This is a genomic window from Mesorhizobium sp. M6A.T.Ce.TU.016.01.1.1 (assembly GCF_003997065.1).
In the GTDB taxonomy this organism is placed as follows: Bacteria; Pseudomonadota; Alphaproteobacteria; order Rhizobiales; family Rhizobiaceae; genus Mesorhizobium; species Mesorhizobium mediterraneum.
This window is the reverse complement of sequence record NZ_RZTJ01000006.1, coordinates 98,552-116,767: the sequence shown is the minus strand read 5'-3', so window position 1 is coordinate 116,767 and position 18,216 is coordinate 98,552. Positions and strand designations below refer to the sequence as shown.

General features: G+C 62.9%; 16 protein-coding genes. 5 read left to right on the top strand and 11 right to left on the bottom strand.

Annotation, left to right across the window (positions count from 1 at the left end; genetic code table 11):
• Nucleotides 1-71: 71 nt before the first annotated feature.
• On the bottom strand, nt 72-953 hold the full coding sequence (locus tag EOC94_RS14210) for an NAD(P)-binding domain-containing protein (protein ID WP_126104031.1): 882 nt from the start codon (nt 951-953) through the stop codon (nt 72-74).
• A 139-nt stretch (nt 954-1,092) separates the two neighbouring features.
• Between EOC94_RS14210 and EOC94_RS14205 the strand changes: the two genes are divergently transcribed.
• The gene (locus EOC94_RS14205) at nt 1,093-1,416 is read left to right on the top strand and encodes a helix-turn-helix domain-containing protein (RefSeq protein ID WP_126104030.1); all 324 of its coding nucleotides are present in this window, start codon (nt 1,093-1,095) and stop codon (nt 1,414-1,416) included.
• Nucleotides 1,417-1,454: 38 nt separating this feature from the next.
• Here EOC94_RS14205 and EOC94_RS14200 read toward each other — a convergent pair whose 3' ends face one another.
• Entirely contained in the window at nt 1,455-2,594 is a 1,140-nt protein-coding gene (locus tag EOC94_RS14200) for a LacI family DNA-binding transcriptional regulator (RefSeq protein ID WP_164547061.1), read from the bottom strand.
• A gap of 579 nt (nt 2,595-3,173) precedes the next feature.
• Between EOC94_RS14200 and EOC94_RS14195 the strand changes: the two genes are divergently transcribed.
• From EOC94_RS14195 to EOC94_RS14185, 3 genes are all read left to right on the top strand, one after another.
• A complete protein-coding gene (locus EOC94_RS14195; protein WP_127291201.1) occupies nt 3,174-4,136 on the top strand; it encodes a sugar-binding protein in 963 nt (320 codons plus the stop codon).
• Between the two features lie 202 nt (nt 4,137-4,338).
• Nucleotides 4,339-5,883, top strand: coding sequence for a sugar ABC transporter ATP-binding protein (locus EOC94_RS14190; RefSeq protein ID WP_127291473.1), 1,545 nt, complete (start codon nt 4,339-4,341; stop codon nt 5,881-5,883).
• 45 nt (nt 5,884-5,928) lie between these two features.
• Nucleotides 5,929-6,924 (top strand): ABC transporter permease, encoded by a 996-nt coding sequence (locus EOC94_RS14185; RefSeq protein WP_095484512.1) that lies wholly within the window; start codon nt 5,929-5,931, stop codon nt 6,922-6,924.
• Between the two features lie 167 nt (nt 6,925-7,091).
• Here the strand turns inward: EOC94_RS14185 and phnN are convergent, their stop codons facing one another.
• The 9 genes from phnN to EOC94_RS14135 form a co-directional block, all read right to left on the bottom strand.
• A complete protein-coding gene (phnN, locus tag EOC94_RS14175) occupies nt 7,092-7,721 on the bottom strand; it encodes a phosphonate metabolism protein/1,5-bisphosphokinase (PRPP-forming) PhnN (RefSeq protein WP_164547060.1) in 630 nt (209 codons plus the stop codon).
• Entirely contained in the window at nt 7,718-8,857 is a 1,140-nt protein-coding gene (locus tag EOC94_RS14170; RefSeq protein WP_126104027.1) for an alpha-D-ribose 1-methylphosphonate 5-triphosphate diphosphatase, read from the bottom strand. Before EOC94_RS14170 ends, phnN begins: the two co-directional genes overlap by 4 nt.
• An 80-nt stretch (nt 8,858-8,937) precedes the next feature.
• Entirely contained in the window at nt 8,938-9,645 is a 708-nt protein-coding gene (locus tag EOC94_RS14165) for a DUF1045 domain-containing protein (protein WP_095484508.1), read from the bottom strand.
• 154 nt (nt 9,646-9,799) lie between these two features.
• On the bottom strand, nt 9,800-10,612 hold the full coding sequence (gene iolB, locus EOC94_RS14160; protein ID WP_126104025.1) for a 5-deoxy-glucuronate isomerase: 813 nt from the start codon (nt 10,610-10,612) through the stop codon (nt 9,800-9,802).
• A gap of 322 nt (nt 10,613-10,934) precedes the next feature.
• On the bottom strand, nt 10,935-11,147 hold the full coding sequence (locus tag EOC94_RS14155) for a DUF3329 domain-containing protein (protein WP_126104024.1): 213 nt from the start codon (nt 11,145-11,147) through the stop codon (nt 10,935-10,937).
• Between the two features lie 47 nt (nt 11,148-11,194).
• Nucleotides 11,195-12,112: a myo-inosose-2 dehydratase gene (iolE, locus tag EOC94_RS14150; RefSeq protein WP_127291197.1), complete on the bottom strand. Its 918-nt coding sequence runs from the start codon at nt 12,110-12,112 to the stop codon at nt 11,195-11,197.
• Nucleotides 12,113-12,156: 44 nt separating this feature from the next.
• Nucleotides 12,157-13,998: a 3D-(3,5/4)-trihydroxycyclohexane-1,2-dione acylhydrolase (decyclizing) gene (iolD, locus tag EOC94_RS14145; RefSeq protein ID WP_127291195.1), complete on the bottom strand. Its 1,842-nt coding sequence runs from the start codon at nt 13,996-13,998 to the stop codon at nt 12,157-12,159.
• A gap of 35 nt (nt 13,999-14,033) precedes the next feature.
• Entirely contained in the window at nt 14,034-15,968 is a 1,935-nt protein-coding gene (gene iolC / locus EOC94_RS14140) for a 5-dehydro-2-deoxygluconokinase (protein ID WP_127291193.1), read from the bottom strand.
• A gap of 129 nt (nt 15,969-16,097) precedes the next feature.
• A complete protein-coding gene (locus EOC94_RS14135) occupies nt 16,098-16,943 on the bottom strand; it encodes a MurR/RpiR family transcriptional regulator (protein WP_185928234.1) in 846 nt (281 codons plus the stop codon).
• A 152-nt stretch (nt 16,944-17,095) separates the two neighbouring features.
• Between EOC94_RS14135 and EOC94_RS14130 the strand changes: the two genes are divergently transcribed.
• Nucleotides 17,096-18,205, top strand: coding sequence for a Gfo/Idh/MocA family oxidoreductase (locus EOC94_RS14130; protein ID WP_127291189.1), 1,110 nt, complete (start codon nt 17,096-17,098; stop codon nt 18,203-18,205).
• Nucleotides 18,206-18,216 lie beyond the last annotated feature (11 nt).

Genomic DNA, 18,216 nt, shown 5'->3' with positions numbered 1-18,216 from the left:
AAAGCTGCATAATGAAAATCCGCTCAGCCAGTCAGAAAGGGCCTTCTCGCAATCCAGGTCGGAGAGGTCTCCTATCCGGACTTTCCCAGAAACTGCGATAACGCGGCAAAATCATCATGTAAGTGGCCAGCTGCAATCGCCCGTTGGAAGATCGCGTCGTAAGCGTTGACGACCGAGCGGTCGATCTTGCGCGCCTCCATCAGCTCCAAGAGATGCTGGAATGCGCCGTAGTGCGGGGAGATCGACGAGAGCGTCTCGTCGTCGCTGGCAAAACGGCCAGCATTCGTCCGCTTGATGAGGTCGACGATAAGCCCGTCAACAACAGGCGCTGTTGCGGTCCACTGCCGTGCCAACTCGCCGAGGTCGATCTCTTCGGCCTGAGACACGGCGATCGCATGGAGCGCTCCGAACAGCGCGCCCCACATGAGAGCAAGCAGCGCGCTATCAAGTGCGTTTGCCCGTCCCGGTTCTTCCCCGACATGCTGGACATTGCCGCCCAACGCACGAAACATCTCCTCGTTCGCGTCGAAAGCCTGCCTTGGCCCCGAGATCAGTATCGTCCCGGCATCTGTGCCAATGAAATCCGGCGTGGCCATGATCGCGCCATCGAGATAGTTGGCTCCGTGCTCGGCAAACCATTCAGCGGCTTCGCGTGCGCCATGCGGCGTTCCCGAAGTGAGTTCCACGATCAACTTGCCGCGAATAGCTGAAGCAACGGCATCGTCGCGCAGAACCGCGCTTGCCTGGTAGTCGCTTACGTTCACGATGATAATCTCAGCCGCATTGACAGCTTCGAGGACGGACCCCGCGACAGTGGCGCCGAGCGCGGCCAGCGGTTCGGCCTTTTGTTTTGTCCTGTTCCAGACCGTCGTCCGATATCCCGACTGAAGCAGGGCGCGGGCGAGCGCCGATCCCATACGACCCGTCCCCACAACGCTGATTGAAAGCTTCATTGCAACACTCCATACCAATAGATGCCAATAGGCGCCCGGCGCCATGGTTTTGCCGTCACGGGCAGAGGTATGCTGGAGTGAATGGCGCGCACAATACGCACCTGGAGGTAAGTGGTTACCCAACGGTAAGGAGAACATCATGAGTAAGCCGACGGCCAATTGCGGCTTCGCAACCGCGATCAAGGCGATCGAAGGGAAGTGGAAAGTGGATATTCTTTGTGAGCTTGGAACGGCGTCTCGCAGGTTCGGCCGGTTGAGGCAGTCGATTCCGGCGATCAGTGAAAAGATGCTGACGCAGCAATTGCGTGAACTGGAGGCCGACGGGCTTGTGAACCGAGAAGTCTATCCGGGATCGCCGACCAAGGTCGTCTATTCGTTGACAGAAAGCGGAGCGGCGCTCAATGCTGGAGCTGAGGCATTATGCCGTTGGGGTGAGCAATTCCCTTCCGGTATCGATGCTTAACGGAACTCCACAATTTTCAGAAGTGGTTTGGTCCATGCTCAGCTGGTTGTCGGACCGTTTGAGCGCGCGGGCGCCACAGCACCGACCGATTCCCGTTCGACCAGCGGGCATTCAAGCTTGGTGATGGGATAGCGGCCCCGGCCGGGCGGTGCGGGAACTTCCAATTGCTCGATCGCCCATTGCCCCATCGCCATATGCGGCAGGATCGAGGTCGTCAAAGGCGGGAACAGATGGCGGGCGATTTCCTCGTCGTCATAGCCGATAACCGAAATATCCCCAGGGATGTGCAGGCCGGCTTCCTTGAGCGCCTCGTAGCAGCCGATCGCGGTGCGGTCGTTCTGGCAGAAGATGGCGGTCGGGCGGTCCTTGAGCGCCAGAAGCTTGACGGTCGCGGCGTAGCCGGCGCTCGCCGACCAGTCGCCCTCGACCACCAGCTCCGCATCGAACGGGATGTCGGCCGTCGCTAGCGCCCGGCGGTAGCCCTTCAGCCGATCCTGTGCCGCCTGCATCCAGGGCTCGCCGGTGATGGTGGCGATGCGGCGATGGCCATGACTGATCAGGTGGCGAGTGGAGCTCTGCCCGCCGGCGATCTCGCTCGGCACCACGGCGGGAAAGGCGTAGTCGGCGGTGTAGCAATTGAGCAGGATGACCGGGATGTCGAGGCCGTAGAGATAATCTGGCGCGACGATCTCGCGCGTGAAGATGGTCATATAGATCAGCGCCGAAATGCCCCGCTTGGTCAGTGCCGCAATGGCGCGCGGCTCCATGACGGAATCACCCAAAGTCTGCGCGACCAGCACGACATTGCCGGCATTCCACGAGGCTTGGCGTGCCCCTTCGATGGCGACGACCGCTTCGGGGCTGGTCGCCAGTTGATCGACCGCGAAGCCGATCACCCCGTCCAGCCCCTCGAACGAGGCGACAGGGCCGCGAAGAGCAGAGAAGGCTGGTGGCGCATAGCCGAGACCCCGCGCGGCCTCGATCACCCGTTCGCGGGTCTGCTGCGACAGCCTTATGCCCGGCGTGTTGTTGAGCACGAACGAAACCGTCGCCTGCGAGCAGCCGGCGGCCCTGGCGATGTCCGTCATGGTGACGCGACCCTTGGGGTTTTTCGCAGGAGCCTTTCGGGGCTTGGAGACCTCAGGCGCAGGATCACGCAGATCCGTCGGTTCGTTCATGGCATTGTGTTCCAAATTACCGGCCTGGCTGATCAGAGGTCGCCCTGGACGTCGTTAAATACGGCAGCCCGGCCCGGTGCTTCGCGTTTATAAAACAAGCACTCGATTAATCATTATTACTATTCCTGGCAACCGAATTGGCTATCAGCGCGAAGAGAGCAATGTGAGAGATACACGCGGTCTTGAAGGGCGGATTCCTCACTTCTCGCGCCATGCGGCAGGCAGCCATTTCGTCAGCGACACCAGGTTCCAAGCAGAAGACTAATACTATTTACTAATAGTCGTAAGCGTTTTAAAGTCAATTTGTCATGCCGGCCCGGGGTCGAACGGGCCATGACGGGAAGCAGGCGTGTGGCGCGGCATCCGCGGCTCTTGGGCCGGCAAAGCAACGCCACGCAATTACAGAAATGTCAGACAAATCCGACTATACGAACAGCCAATGAGTCTCTAAAGTCCAAAATCGCGGCTGGAATGGCGCCGTTCTTTCGCTGCCAGCACCCCTTGAGGAGGAGGGCGTCCAAGCCGCATTCGACAAAGTTCAGATCAGCGAAAATGACTGAATCAAACGGGAGGTTGAACATGAAATCTGTAATACGAAATGCGTCCGTCGCCGCCGCGGCCTTGGCTCTCGGCCTGTCCATCACGGCAATTGCTCGCGCCCAGGACAAACCGACGCTGGCCTTCGTCGTCAACGGCGCTTCCGATTTCTGGAAGGCGGCCGAAGCCGGCGTCAAGAAGGCGCAGGCTGAATTGCCCGACTACGATCTGCAGCTCAAATATCCGGAGCAGTCCTCGGTCGCCATCCAGCAGCGGCTGATGGACGATCTGGTGACGGCCGGCGTCAAGGCCATCATGGTTTCTGCAGTCGACCCCAAGACCTCGACCGACGGGCTGAACAAGATCGCCTCGGAGACGGCGCTGTTCACCACCGACAGCGATGCACCGCAGACCAAGCGGGTCGCCTATATCGGCTCGTCCAATATCGACGCCGGCAAGCAGGCGGCAGAGATCGCCAAGAAGGCGATGCCTGACGGCGGCAAATGCCTCGGCTTCGTCGGCCTGCTCGGCGCCGACAACGCCAAGGAGCGCATTGAGGGCATGAAGGAAGGGCTCGCTGGCACCAACATCGAGTTGATCGACGTTCGTGGCGACGACATCGACCAGGCCCGCGCCAAGAAGAACGTCGAGGACGCGCTGGTCGCCAGCCCCGACGTCACCTGCATGGTCGGCTTCTATTCCTACAACACGCCGCGCATCTATGAAGCGCTGCGCGACGCCGGCAAGCTCGGCCAGATCACGGTCGTCGGCTTCGACGACGATCCGATCACGCTGGGCGGCGTCAAGGAAGGCACCGTTGCCGCCACCGTTGTGCAGCAGCCCTTCGAATGGGCCTACCAGGGCATGAAGCTGATGGCCGCCTATCTCAAGGGCGACAAATCGGGCGTTCCCGCCGACGGGCTGATCATCGTGCCGACCAAGATCATCGGCAAGGACGACGTCGACGCCTATGCCGCCAATCTGAAGACAATGGCGGGTAAATAATCGGCGTTGGCGCTGCCCCTCATCCGCCTGCCGGCACCTTCTCCGGTGAACAACGGGGAGAAGCGACAAGCTCCAGCGCTGGCGATCCCCCTCTCCCCGTTCTTCACGGGGAGAGGGTAAGGGTGAGGGGCAGCGCGACGCTGTTGTTGACGGGCCTCGCCAGGCCCGTCAGTCTGTGGCCCACCGGCTGCTGTCAGGCATGATGAATTATTCCGACGCATCCATCAGCGCATCCACGATTGCCCCGTTCCTCAGTCTCGAGGGCGTGCGCAAGACCTACCCCGGCGTGGTTGCGCTGGACGGGTTTTCGATGGACGTCAGGCCCGGCGAGGTCATCGGCCTCGTCGGCGAAAACGGCGCCGGCAAGTCGACGCTGATGAAGATACTCGGCGGCGTGACCACCCCCGACACCGGCACGATTATCGTCGACGGGGTCGCCCATGACGGGCTGACGGTCGAGGCCAGCATCGGTTCCGGCATCGCCTTCGTCCACCAGGAACTCAACCTGTTCGAAAACCTCGATGTTGCCGCCAACATTTTTTTCGGCCGTGAGCCGTTGCGCGCCGGCCCGCTCAAGCTGGTCGACCGCGCCAGGCTGCGCGCGTTGTCGGCGCCGCTGCTCAAACGCGTGGGCGCCAATTTTTCCGCCGACACGCCGGTATCGGCGCTGTCGCTTGCCCAGCAGCAGATGGTCGAAATCGCCAAGGCGCTGTCGATCGAGGCGCGGCTGGTCATCCTCGACGAGCCGACATCGAGCCTGCCCCTTGCCGAAACCGACAAGCTGCTCGATGTCATCAGGGCGCTGAAGGCGGAGGGCATCAGCGTCATCTTCATCTCGCACCGCCTTCACGAGGTCGAGCGGGTCGCCGATCGCGTCGTCGTGCTGAGGGACGGCATGCTTGCCGGCACGTTGCCGAAAAACGCCATCAATCACGACCAGATGGTCAAGCTGATGATCGGACGCTTGCTGAAGGAGAGGGAGAAGGCCGCAGAATCGGCGCGACCGCCCGGCACGGTCGCCTTGTCGGCCAAGGCTATTCGCACAAGCGCCTATCCCGACCGGCCAGTCGATCTCGGCGTCAGGCATGGCGAAATCCTCGGCCTGGCTGGTCTTGTCGGCTCCGGCCGCACCGAGCTGGCGCGCGTGCTTTTCGGTATTGAGAAGGCACTTGGCGGTGCGCTCCAGCTTGATGGAACAGATCTGGTTCTTGGTTCGGCTGCGGACGCAGTGGCCAACGGGATCTTCCTCGTCCCGGAAGACCGCAAGCTTACCGGCATCCTGCTCGACCTGTCGATTGCCCAGAATATTTCGCTCCCAAACCTCCCGGCGCATGCACGGCGGTTCCTGGTCTCGGCCAGCGCCGAAGCCGTCACCGCCGAGAAGCAGAAACGCAATCTCGGCATCAAGGCGCCCTCGGTGGCGACGCGCACCGGCACGCTGTCCGGCGGCAACCAGCAAAAGGTGGTGCTTGCCAAATGGCTGGCCATGCACCCTAAGGTGATGATCCTCGATGAGCCGACACGCGGCATCGATATCGGCGCCAAAGCCGAAATCTACGGGCTGATGCGGGCGCTGGCCGATGCCGGCGTCGCCGTGCTGATGATCTCGAGCGACATGGAGGAGGTGATCGGCGTCTCCGACCGCATCGCCGTCATGCATGAGGGCCAGATCTCAGGCATTCTCGACAAGGAGCAATTCAGCCAGGAAAACGTGCTGCTGCTGGCAGTTGGCAAACAGCCGAAATAGCTTTTTGTTTTGGCGCGGGTTCTAGTCAGGCATTGGGAGAAGACGATGAGCAAGAAAGATCTCGGCCTGCTGATCCTGATCCTTGTGGTGGGAGCGGTGGTGGCGATCATCAATCCGCGCTTCCTGCTGCCAATCAACCTCGCCAATACCTCGAACCTGATCGGGCTGTTCGGCATCCTGGCGATCGGCCAGGCCTTCGTCATCATCACCGGCGGCATCGAACTGTCGGTCGGCTCGGTGGTCGCGCTGCTCGGCGTCCTGTTCGTCGATTTTATCGCGACGCGCGGCATGGCATGGCCGGTGGCGCTGCCGCTGATCCTCGTGCTCGGCGGCCTCATCGGGCTGGCACATGGCTGGCTGATCACGCGGCTCAAATTGCAGCCCTTCGTGGTGACGCTCTGCGGCCTGCTGATCTACCGCGGCGTGGCGCGGTTCTACACAGCCGACGGCACCGCCGGCTTCGCCTTCGGACAGAACTTTCCGGAGCTCGAGTTCCTGACAGCGGGGCGATCCTATGGCGTGCCAAACAGCTTCATCGCGCTGATCGTCATCGCAATCGTGACGTGGGTGGTGCTGCACCGCTCGGTGTTCGGGCGCTACCTCTATGCCATCGGCAAAAACGAGGAGGCGGCGAAATATTCGGGCATCCGCACCGGTCGCGTCGTCATCGCCGCCTATGTCATCTGCGGTGTGCTGACGGCGCTGTCGGCGATCTACTTCGCCATGTACACGCGCTCGATCTCGCCGGCGAGCCACGGTCAGTTCTACGAACTCTACGCCATTGCCGCAGCCGTGCTCGGCGGCTTCTCGCTGCGCGGCGGCGAGGGCTCGCTGATCGGCGTCATCCTCGGCACGGTCTTGCTGCAGGAGCTGCAAAACCTCGTCAACCTGCTCGGCATCCCCTCCTCGCTCAACTTCGCGGTGATGGGCGGAGTGATCCTCATCGGCGTGCTGGTCGACCAGCAATGGGGCGTGTTCCGGGAGCGGCGACTGATGCTGGGGGCAGCCCGCAAGGGCGCGGCAGGTGCCGCCGCGGAATAGTTGCATCGCCTCGTCCTTCTCCCCTTGTGGGAGAAGGTGGATCGGCGCGTAGCGCCGAGACGGAAGAGGGGTGTTGGACGGATCGCTGGCGATGCCAAGCTGGAGCACCCCTCATCCGACCGCTTCGCGGCCACCTTCTCCCACAAGGGGAGAAGGTAAGGGGCAGCCTAGATCAGGCCCGACATGTCGGAGAAGGCCATCGCCTTGCGCAGCACATCGGCGAAGCGCTCGCCGGCTGCCTCGCGTGGGCCGCTATTGTCGATCGAGGTGACGCCTGGCCCGGACAGCGCCACATTGGCGCTGCGCGCCAGGCGCGCCAGCACCTCGCCGCGCGACTCGCGGCCGCGCATGGCCAATCGCTCGGCCAGGATTTCCGGTGAAGCGGTGATCTCGACGATGGCGAGATTTGCGTAACGCTCGCGTAGAACCGGGATAATGGCGCGGGAGACATTGGCAATGGCGACGCGTCCATTGGCGACCGACCAGTCGACTTCAGCCGGAATGCCGTAGCGCAAACCATGCGCCTCCCAGGAGATGGCGAAGGCGCCATCCGCCTCGGCCTCGACAAAGGCCGCATCGGCCAACGTGTCGTGATCCTCGCTTGTCGTGTCGCTCGGCCGGGTGATGACCCGGCGCACGAACTCCAGCCTTGTCTCGTCAGCGAAGCGGGTGCGGGCATAGCCGATCACCGTGTCCTTGCCGGCGCCGCTCGGCCCGACAACGGCGACAAAGACACCGTCGCGGATCGGAAACGCCGCGGCCGACAACTCACGCTCGATCAACGCCGACGCCATCATGCGACCCGGCGTCCCTGCCGCCAGACCGTGCGGACGACCGGGACATGGTCGTCGAGACGTACACGCACCAGATCGGCGCGCCGGCCCTGCTCGATGACGCCACGGTCGGTTAGGCCGACTGCCTCGGCCGGGTTCTTCGAGACCATCGCCACCGCCTGAGGCAGGGAAATGCCGTCGACCACGTCGCCGAGAAAAAAGGCCGACTGGATCAGGCTGAAGGGAATGTAGTCGGACGACAGTATGTCGAGCAGCCCGTCGCCGGCGAGTGTGCGGGCTGAAACGTTTCCAGAATGCGAGGCGCCGCGCATGACATTCGGCGCGCCCATCAGCACGCCAAGCCCTGCTTCTTTCGAGGCCCTGGCGGCTTCTTCTGTAGTTGGGAACTCGGCGACGCGGACACCCTGCTCGATCGCTTCGTCGACATGGCCTGTCGTGGCGTCGTCATGGCTGGCGAGCACGATGCCGCGCTGATGGCAGGCGGCGGCGATGAAGGCGCGGTTCGGGCCGGAATTCGTCGCCGATTCCGCCATCCGCTTCTCGCAAAATTGCTGGAATTCGCGATCCGTCAGCTTCAGCTTGCGCTGGTAGTAATAGGCATAGGTTTCCAAGTCGACGAACTGGCGCTGTCCCGGCGCATGGTCCATCAGCGACGCCAGCTTGATCCTGTCATCGCCGTCGAAATGGGCGAAGGCTGCGAGGCAATCCGGCGCCGAAACCTCGCAGCGCAGATGGATGAAATGATCGGCCCGCAGCCGGTCCTGCTGGACGCTGTCCTCGATCGCATCGGCCAGCTTGCGCATGTCGGCCGAATTCATGTCGGCATCGTCGTCCATGCCGACGCGCAAGGCATCGAGCACGGTGGTGATGCCGGCGGTCGCCACCTGCGCGTCGTGAGCGAGCACCGCGGCGATCGGGTTCCAGCGCACCTTCGGCCGCGGCGCGTAATGGCCTTCGAGGTGGTCGGTGTGAAGCTCGACCAGTCCGGGGATGATGAAATCGCCGCCCATGTCCTCGCCGGTCCGGCCGGCACCGGCATCGATCCCGGTGATCAAGCCGTCGCGCAGCACGATCGATCCTTCGACAATCTCGTCGGCAAGCACGATGCGGGCATTGTTGAGAACGGTCTCGGCGGTCATTTCAGGCAGTCCTTGGAGCATTTTGCAGCCAATTGGAATCGATTGGCGTCGCACAAACGCGGTTAAAACAGATAGTCATCTCAGGCAGTTTTTCTAGCCGGGCGGCGCCCGAGCGCGTGATGGGAAAGCACCATGAACGGGGCGCCAGGTTCGGTTTCGACAAACAGGGTCAGCGCGTCCACCGGCACCGGCTTTTGCAGGACCTGCGCAAACAGGCTGTCGATTGCTAAGCGAAGACGAGGGCTTTCCTGTGGCGAGGCCCGGCCGGACAGCGTCATATGGAAACGAAAGGTCTCGAAGACATAGGGGTAGCCCCATTGGCAGAGATTGCGGAATTCAGCCGGCTTCAGCGAATCCGGGCTGCGCCGCTCGATTTCCGCCTCGCTCAGCGGCGCGCGAAAACGGTCGAAGTCGCGCACCACGTCATCGGCGAAGCGGTTGAGCGCCGGCAGTGGTCCTTCCGGCACCAGTGCGAAGAAGCCGTCGATCTGGCTGACGACCAGCCGTGGGATGGTCACCACCGGCGTCGCCTCGGCAAAATCGTCGAGCGCCGCGCGAAGCGAGGCTTCCGTCTCGTTCGGGGCTAGCCGGAAGGGCGCCTTCAGCGTCGCATGGAAGCCGTAGCGGCGCGCCGAAGCGGTGTGGAAGGCGACTTCCGCCGCCGACAGCTCGCCCACGGCCTCGACCGGCCTTGTGGCGGCGCCGAATGGGTCGCGGCCGAGCCAATTGGCGGCGATCCGCGCCAGCGGTTCGTCCTGCCGGGGGGTGAAATAGATCGCGTAGCGCATCGAAGTTCCTCGTCAACACCCGCTGCCATAGGCGATTTGCATGACGAAATGACGAAGCTGATGATCGCTCCTGATAACAAAGTTGTTCAGGCGGGTCATTAGCCGACGATTTTTTCGCTTTGGGCCAGTTTGCCGGCCCGGAAGAGCCGCGCGATCAGCTCTTCATCAGCCATTCGTGCTCGGGCGCGTTGTGGAACTTCCACGTCCGCTTCGGCCCGGCCATGACATTGAGATAATAGAGGTCGTAGCCATGGCAGGCGGCGCAAGGGTGATAGCCCTTTGGCACCAGCACGACATCGCCGTCCTCGATCGCCATCGCCTCATCGAGCGAACGAGCGCCATTCCTGTCGGCATCCGTGTAGACGCGCTGGAAGGCGAAGCCCTGTGGCGGGTTGAGCCGGTGATAGTAGGTCTCCTCGAGATAGGACTCATCAGGCAGATTGTCCTGGTCATGCTTGTGCGGCGGGTAGCTCGAGGTGTGGCCGCCGGGCGTGATGACCTCGACCACCAGCAAGGAATCGGCCGGCTTGCCTTCCGGCAGGATGTTGGTGACATAGCGCGTGTTGGTGCCCTTGCCGCGAACCTCCTGGCCGAGATCCTTCGGCGCAATGACGCGGACGGGCAGGCCGCCGCCAAGCCCCGGCGCCGAGCAGACGGCGAGTTCGAGATCGGTGTCGGCAGTTACCGACCAGTCAGAGCCCTGCGGCACATAGACCGACCACGGCTTGCCTTCGAAGGGCGACATGCGTTCGCCGAGCAGGCCGAGATCCTTGTCGCCGGCCCTAGCCTTGCCCTTGCCGGTGACGAACACCAGGCAGACTTCGCAGTTCGCGGTCTGCCCGGAGGCTGCCTCACCGGGCCGCAGCCGATGCAGATCGAAACCGACATAGGTCCAGCCGGCGCTTTGCGGCGTCACATGGGCGACGCGGCCGTGGCCCTTATCGGCTTTGACGAGCAGTTTCGACATTGTGTCTCTCCTATCGCAAATCTTCGAGATTGGCCGAAGCCCCAACTTCGTCATCCTAGGGCGTAGCAGGAGCGAAGCTCCGTCGCGAAGACCCTAGGATCCATGCCGTAACCTCAGTCCAAGAGCGCAGCGGAACGGAATTCTGCACCGTAGCGGCCGTTTTGATGTCACGGCATGGATCCTGGGGTCTGCGCCGCGTCGCTTCGCTCCTTGCTCCGCCCCAGGATGACGAAGCGAGAGGCGTTTCAGCTAAATCTTCAACGCAGGCGATCCGTCATGGGCGCAGTGCCCGACCCGTAAGCCTTGAGCGCCATGGACTGCTTTATTCCTTCGGCTCGACCGGAGGCTTCGCCTCGTCGGCCGGCTTGTAGAGATAGAAGAACTGCCACACGGCATAGCCGGTGAAGCCGAGCGCGATCGTGCCCCAGAATGGTGCGCCGGTGGCAAACTCGACCACGGCCCACACCAGGCAGACCGCGACGATGGCAACGCGCCGCCACAGGGGCCGGAAGAACGGATGCTCAGAGTCCTTCATCGGATCAACCCCCGCATCGGATCAGCCATTTGCCGGGAATAGTGCATTCAAGCATTGGGGAAGCCCTGTGTTTCAACCGTGTAGCCTGCGGCCGTCATCACCCGCATCAATTCCTTGTAGCCGACTTGCGCCATCTTGAGCGGCGGATTTTTTCTGGGGTCCTGCTCGGCCTCGACCACGAACCAGCCTTCATAGCCGTAGTTCGCCAGCCTTTCCACAATGGCGCCAAAATCCAGCGAGCCATCTCCCGGGACCGTGAAGGCGCCGAGCGCCACGGCATCGAGGAAGGATTGCTTCTGGCGGTCGAGTTTCTCGATCACCCCCATGCGCACGTCCTTCACATGCACGTGGTTGATGCGCCGGTGATGATTGTCGATGGCGCGCAGCACGTCACCGCCGGCAAAAGCCAGGTGGCCCGCATCGAGCAGCAAGGGAATGCCTTCACCCGAATAGCGCATGAATGCATCTAGTTCCGGCTCGGTCTCGACCACCGCCGCCATATGATGGTGATAGGACAGCGGCATGCCCTGCTCGGCGCACCATTCGCCGAACTGCGTGAGGCGCCTCGCATAGGCTTTCATCTCGTCGTCCGAAAGCCTGGGCTTGGTGGCGAGCGGCTTCGAGCGGTCACCCTGGATGGAGCGGCCGACCTCGCCATAGACGATGCAGGGCGCGTTCACTGCCTTGAACAGATCGATCATCGGCTGGATGCGATCCTTATTGTCAGCCATGTCTTCGTCGACCAGCGTGCCGGAGAACCAGCCGCCGCAAAGCGTGACGTCGGCCTCTTTCAGGATCGGCAGCATGATCTCCGGATCGCTGGGAAAACGGCGGCCCATTTCCATGCCGGTGAAGCCTGCCGAACGCGACTGCGCCAGGCATTCCTCCAGCGACACATCATCGCTGAGTTCCGCAAGATCGTCGTTCCACCATGCAATGGGGGACATGCCCAGTTTGGCTCTCAAGTCGTTACTCCAGTTCAGGCCTTAGGATCAGCTTCACGGACGGCTTAAGGCCGCCCGCTCAGCGCTTCCTCGTATTTCTTGCGCGCCGCGTTCACTTGCGGGCGCACCGAGACTTCCGGCACGGCGACATCCCACCAGCTTCCACCGGCTTCGGTCGAAACCAGCGGATCGGTGTCGATGACAAGCACAGTGGTCCTGGTATTCTTCCGAGCTTGCGCCAGCGCCGTTTCCAGCCCGGCGATCGACGAAACTTTCTCGGCGATCGCGCCCAGGCTTGCCGCATGCGCGGCGAAGTCGATATCGGGCAGAACCTCGTGGCGGGCGTCCTTCAAGAGATTGTTGAAGTTGGCGCCGCCGGTCGCCATCTGCAGCCGGTTGATGCAGCCATAGCCTCGGTTGTCGAGCAGCACGATGGTCAGCTTGAGGCCGAGCATGACAGACGTTGCGATCTCGGAATTGAGCATCAGATAGGAGCCATCGCCAATCATCACGACGACCTCCTCGTCGGGCTTGGCCATTTTGACGCCAAGCCCGCCTGCGATCTCGTAACCCATGGTCGAGAAGCCGTATTCGGCATGGTAGGAGCCGGGCGCCCCCGCCTGCCAGAGCTTGTGCAATTCGCCGGGCAGGCCGCCGGCGGCATGAAGCAGCGTCACACCGGCGCCCATGGCGCGCTGAACGGCACCGATCACCTGCGCGTCGGAGGGATAGGCGGCATTGGTCGACGCCGTCACCTTGTCGGCATCGGCCTGCCAATCCTTCTTGCCCCTGGCCGCATTGTCGGTCCAGGCGACCGGCGCCTTCCAGTCTTTCAGCGCCGCGCCGAGCTCGGCGAGCCCTTCCGCCGCGTCTGCGACCAGCGGCAGCGCCTGGTGCTTTCCCGCATCGAAAGGTTGGACGTTCAGCCCGATGATGGTTTTGCCGGAATTCTTGAACAGCGCCCACGAGCCGGTGGTGAAGTCCTGCAGCCTGGTGCCGACGGCAAGCACGACGTCGGCTTCTTCGGCCAGCCGGTTGGCCGCCGAGGTGCCGGTGACGCCGACCGCCGCCATGTTGAGCGGATGATCGTCCGGCAGCGATGATTTGCCGCCTTGCGTCTCACAGACCGGGATGCCGGCGCCTTGCACCAGCTTCGCCAATTCACCCGATGCCTGCGAATAGAGCACGCCGCCGCCGGCAATCACCAATGGTTTAGTCGCCGCCTTCAGCGCCGCAACCGCAGCCGCGAGTTCCTGGCGGTCCGGACGCGGCCGCCGCTGATGCCAGACCCGTTCGGCAAAGAAGCTCTCGGGGTAATCATAGGCCTCGGCCTGCACGTCCTGGCAGAGCGCCAGCGTCACCGGCCCACATTCGGCCGGATCGGTCAGCACCTGCATGGCACGGTTCAGCGCCGGGATGATCTGCTCCGGCCGGGTGATGCGATCGAAGTAGCGCGACACCGGCCGGAAGCAGTCATTGACCGTCGCCGTGCCGTCAGAAAAATCCTCTGCCTGCTGCAGGACGGGGTCGGGGATGCGATTGGCGAAGACGTCGCCGGGGAGAAACAGGACGGGCAACCTGTTTACATGCGCGAGTGCCGCCGCCGTCACCATGTTGAGCGCGCCGGGGCCGATCGAGCTGGTCGCCGCCATGAAGCGGCGGCGAAAATTGGCCTTGGCATAGGCGATCGCCGCATGCGCCATCGCCTGCTCGTTATGGGCGCGGAAGGTAGGCAATTCGTCGCGCACCTGATAGAGCGCCTCGCCGACGCCGGCGACATTGCCATGGCCGAAGATCGCCCAGACTCCGCCGAAGATCGGCATTTTCTTGCCGTCGATCTCGGTCATCTGGCGAGCAAGAAAGCGGGTCAGCGCCTGCGCCATCGTCAGGCGGATTGTCTTGGTCATCTTGTTTTCCTCCGCAGTCCTTATGCCGCGCCTTCTTATGCTGCTTTGCGGCCGCGCGCGGCAAGCCATGCCTCGGTCAGTCTCTCGAAGCGAGACGCCATGTCGGCCACCGCTTCCTCGTCCGACATTCTGCCGGCAAGCCACTGTTCGGCTGCGTTGATGAAGATGGTTCGACCGACGGCGAAGCCCTTGACGATGGGCGCTTTGGCGGTGGCGGCAAAGGCGGCTTCCAGCTCGTCCTGTGGCGCTTCGAGGCCGAGCAGCACAATCCCGCGGCACCATGGGTCGTTCTTCAGGATCACCGCCTCGATCTTTGCCCAAGCCCCGGCTGAAGCCTGCGGTTCGAGCTTCCACCAGTCAGGCTTGATGCCAAGCGCGTAGAGTTCCTCGAGCGCGCGCGGGATCGTCGTGTCGTCGAGTTCGCCGTGCTTGCCGGCAATGATCTCGATGAGAAGTTCTCTGCCCACTTTCCGCGCGGCCTCGAACAGGCTTTTGAGCTTCTGCTGCTGCTCGGTCTTCAGCGGCTCCGGGTCGTCGGGGTGATAGAAGCATAGGCACTTGATGCAATGGTCGACCGGCCACTCGATCAATTGCGAGCCGATGTCCTGCGAGAATTCGAAACGAAGCGGCCGCGATCCCGGCAGTTCGACCGGCCGGCCGAGCCAGGCGAAGGAATGACGGGCGAATTCGAACATCGCCTCGCGGCCGTATTTCTCGTCGAGCAGCATGCCGTAGCCGGCACGGCCGGCGGCAACCCTTGCCGCCGCCTTGACCGTCAGCACCTTGAAATCATGGATGCGCGATGGGTCGGCACCGGCTTTCGCGGCGACATCGTCAAGCTGGATACGGTGGTCGCAGGCCAGCGCCATCAGCGAGGGAATGTCGCGCCTGCGCGTCGTCGCCCAATGGACATGGTTGATCGCCTCGTCCTTGCGCAGCGCCAAGTGCCTGCTGCCGTTCTTCAGGAAGAACTGCAATTCCTCGAAGGTCGGGTATTCCGGAGCGCAGAGCAGCCGCGACACGGCGAAGGCGCCGCAGGCATTGGCCCAGGTGGCCGCCGTCTCAAGACTTTCGCCGCCGAGCCAGCCGCGCAGGAAGCCCGACATGAAGGCATCGCCGGCGCCGAGCACGTTGTAGACCTCGATCGGAAAGCCTTTGCCGACAATGCCGTCTTCGAGATCGTCGCTGATCGGCCCGTCATAGACGATGCAGCCCATGGCGCCGCGCTTCAAGACGATGGTCGCCTTGGACAGCGAGCGGATCGTCTTCAACGCGCTCAGGCAATCGTCGGCGCCGGAGGCGATCATGATCTCTTCTTCGGTGCCGACGATCAGGTCGCAATCGGGCAGCACCGTCTTCAGCTGGGCGGAGACCCGGTCGGATTTCACGTAGCGCTCGAAGCCTTCGGCATGGCCGGCAAGGCCCCAGAGATTGGGCCGATAGTCGATGTCGAACACCACCTTGCCGCCCTTGGCCTTGATAGTGCGGATCGCCTTGCGCTGCGCGGCATCGCTGTTGGGCCGCGAAAAATGCGTGCCGGTGACGACGATGGCACGCGCTGAGCCGATGAACGCTTCGTCGATATCGTCTTCCGAAAGTGCCATGTCGGCGCAGTCGGAGCGGTAGAAGATCATCGGCGAGACGCCTTCCTCCTCGACCGACAACAGCACCAGCGCGGTCAGCCGGTCGGGGTCGGTCTTGAGGCCGTCGACGGAGACGCCCTCGCGTGTCAGCTGCTCGCGGATGAAGCGGCCCATCTGCTCGTTGCCGACGCGGGTGAGCAGCGCCGAGCGCAAGCCGAGCCTCGCCGTGCCGACCGAAATATTGGCCGGACAGCCGCCGACCGACTTGGCAAAGGAGGTGATGTCCTCCAGGCGGGAGCCGATCTGCTGGCCGTAGAGGTCGACGGAGGCGCGACCGATGGTGATAACGTCGAGCGGCGCATGTTTCGCGTCCACGGCTTCGCCCATTCGAACCTCCCATCAGCCTTGTTGTCTTGGGGTACACGCGCGAGCGGCAGCGTGGCGCCGGCAATATGAAATAATAATTCCAATCCATAGTCAATATGGAACGTGCGTTCCTTTGCTGAAAAGTGGCCCCTAGGTCTTGCGCTTCTTGCCCGTGTCGCGCCGCTTCTCGCCAACTGCAACAGTCAGCGCCATGGCCAGCGCCATCGTCGCCGACAGCGAGCGGAAGCCGGCGAAATCAGCCTCGGCGACCTCGAACCAGACCTTGGCGAACTGGGCGAGCGGCGAGAACGAGCTGTCGGTGATCGCCACGATCGGAACGCCTTGCTCGGAAATGACGCGCGCCTCCTCGATGGCTGCCGGGGCATAGGGTGAGAAACTGATGGCGATGACTGCATCCCGGGGCGAGGCAAAGCCGATCATCTCGGCATTGAGGCCGGCGGCCGATTCGATCAGTTGGTTGCGGATCTTGAGCTTGCCCAGCGCATAGGCGATGTAGGAGGCGACCGGATAGGAGCGGCGCTTGGCCAGCACATAGATGGTCTCCGCCTTTGCCAGCAAGGCGATCGCATCTTCGAAATGATCTTCGTTCAACCTGCCTGAAATATCGTTGAGCGAGGTGCTGGCCGCGGCGACGAAGCCGTCGAAGATCGCCCGGTGACCGGCGCCTTCCTCGGCCTTGGCGCGCAAGGCCGCCAGCCTTTCATCATAGGACGAATTGCGCTCACGCAGGCGCTCGCGAAACACCAGCTGCAGGCTGGTGAAGCCGTCGAAGCCGAGCTGCTGGGCGAAGCGGATCAGGGTCGACGGCTGGACGCCGGCGGAGGCCGCGATGCTGGCGGCGGTGCCGAAGGCAATATCGTCGGGATTGTCGAGCGCATAGGCGGCGATCTGCGCGATACGCTTGGGCAGGCTATGGCGCCGTTCCAGGATCGTCGTACGCAGCGTCTCGAAATCGCGGGGCACCCGTTCGTCCATCGTCGCTCCGCCTAGGCCCATCAGTCGATGCTGTGTGCCCCATCATAGCGAGCCTGTGCAATAAGGCCATAAAAAATGAGGCATGCGTTCCATTTCTGGATAAAATGGACTAATTCATCCACGCAAATCTTCCTGACAGCGGAGACAAGGGAATGGTCGGAGTCGGTCTTATCGGCACAGGCTTCATGGGCAAGTGCCACGCCATCGCCTGGAACGCGGTCGGCACTGTCTTTTCCGACGTGGCCAAACCAAGGCTGGTCCATCTCGGCGAGGTCGACGAGGACCTTGCCAAGCGCCGTGCCACCGAATTCGGCTTCGCCAAGGGTTCCGGTGACTGGCGCGCCGTCGTTAACGACCCCGAGGTCGATATCGTCTCGTTGACGACGCCAAACCAGTTCCATCCGGAAATGGCCATCGCCATCCTCGAAGCCGGCAAGCATCTATGGTGCGAAAAACCGATGGCGCCGGGCTTCGCAGAAGCCGAAGCCATGGCGGCAGCAGCGAAAAAATCCGGCAAGGTGGCAGCCCTCGGCTACAACTACATCCAGAACCCCGCGATCCGCCATATCGGTGCGCTGCTCGACGAAAAGATCATCGGCGAGGTCAACCATCTGCGCATCGAGATGGACGAGGATTTCATGGCCGATCCAGAGGCGCTGTTCTTCTGGAAGCACGAGGCGGCGTCCGGCTACGGCGCGCTCGACGATTTCGCGGTGCATCCGCTGTCGCTGGTCGCCGTGCTGTTCGGCCGCGTCGCCCGCGTCATGTGCGACATGGCAAAACCCTATGCCGATCGCCGCGTCGCTTCAGGCGGGCGCCGCACGGTCGAGACCTATGACATCGCCAGCGTGCTGATGCACCTCGAAAACGGCGTTGTCGGCACCTTGCTGGCCAACCGTTCGGCCTGGGGCCGCAAGGGCCGGATCGCTATCCAGATCTTCGGCTCGAAGGGCTCGATCCTGTACGATCAGGAGCGGATGAACGAGTTCCAGCTCTATCTCACCGCCGACCGGCCGACCGAGCAGGGTTACCGAACCATCCTGGTGGCGCCGCACCACAGACCTTACGACGCCTTCCTGCCGGCACCCGGCCACGGTCTCGGCTTCAACGATCTCAAGATCATCGAATGCCGAGAACTGCTGACCAGGCTCGCCGGCAAGCCGGCGCGCATCATCGATTTCGACGAAGGCCTGGAGATCGAGCGCACCGTGCATGCCATGGCGCGCTCGTTCGAGGAACAGCGCTGGTTGGATGTTAGGTAGCGCGGGCGTTG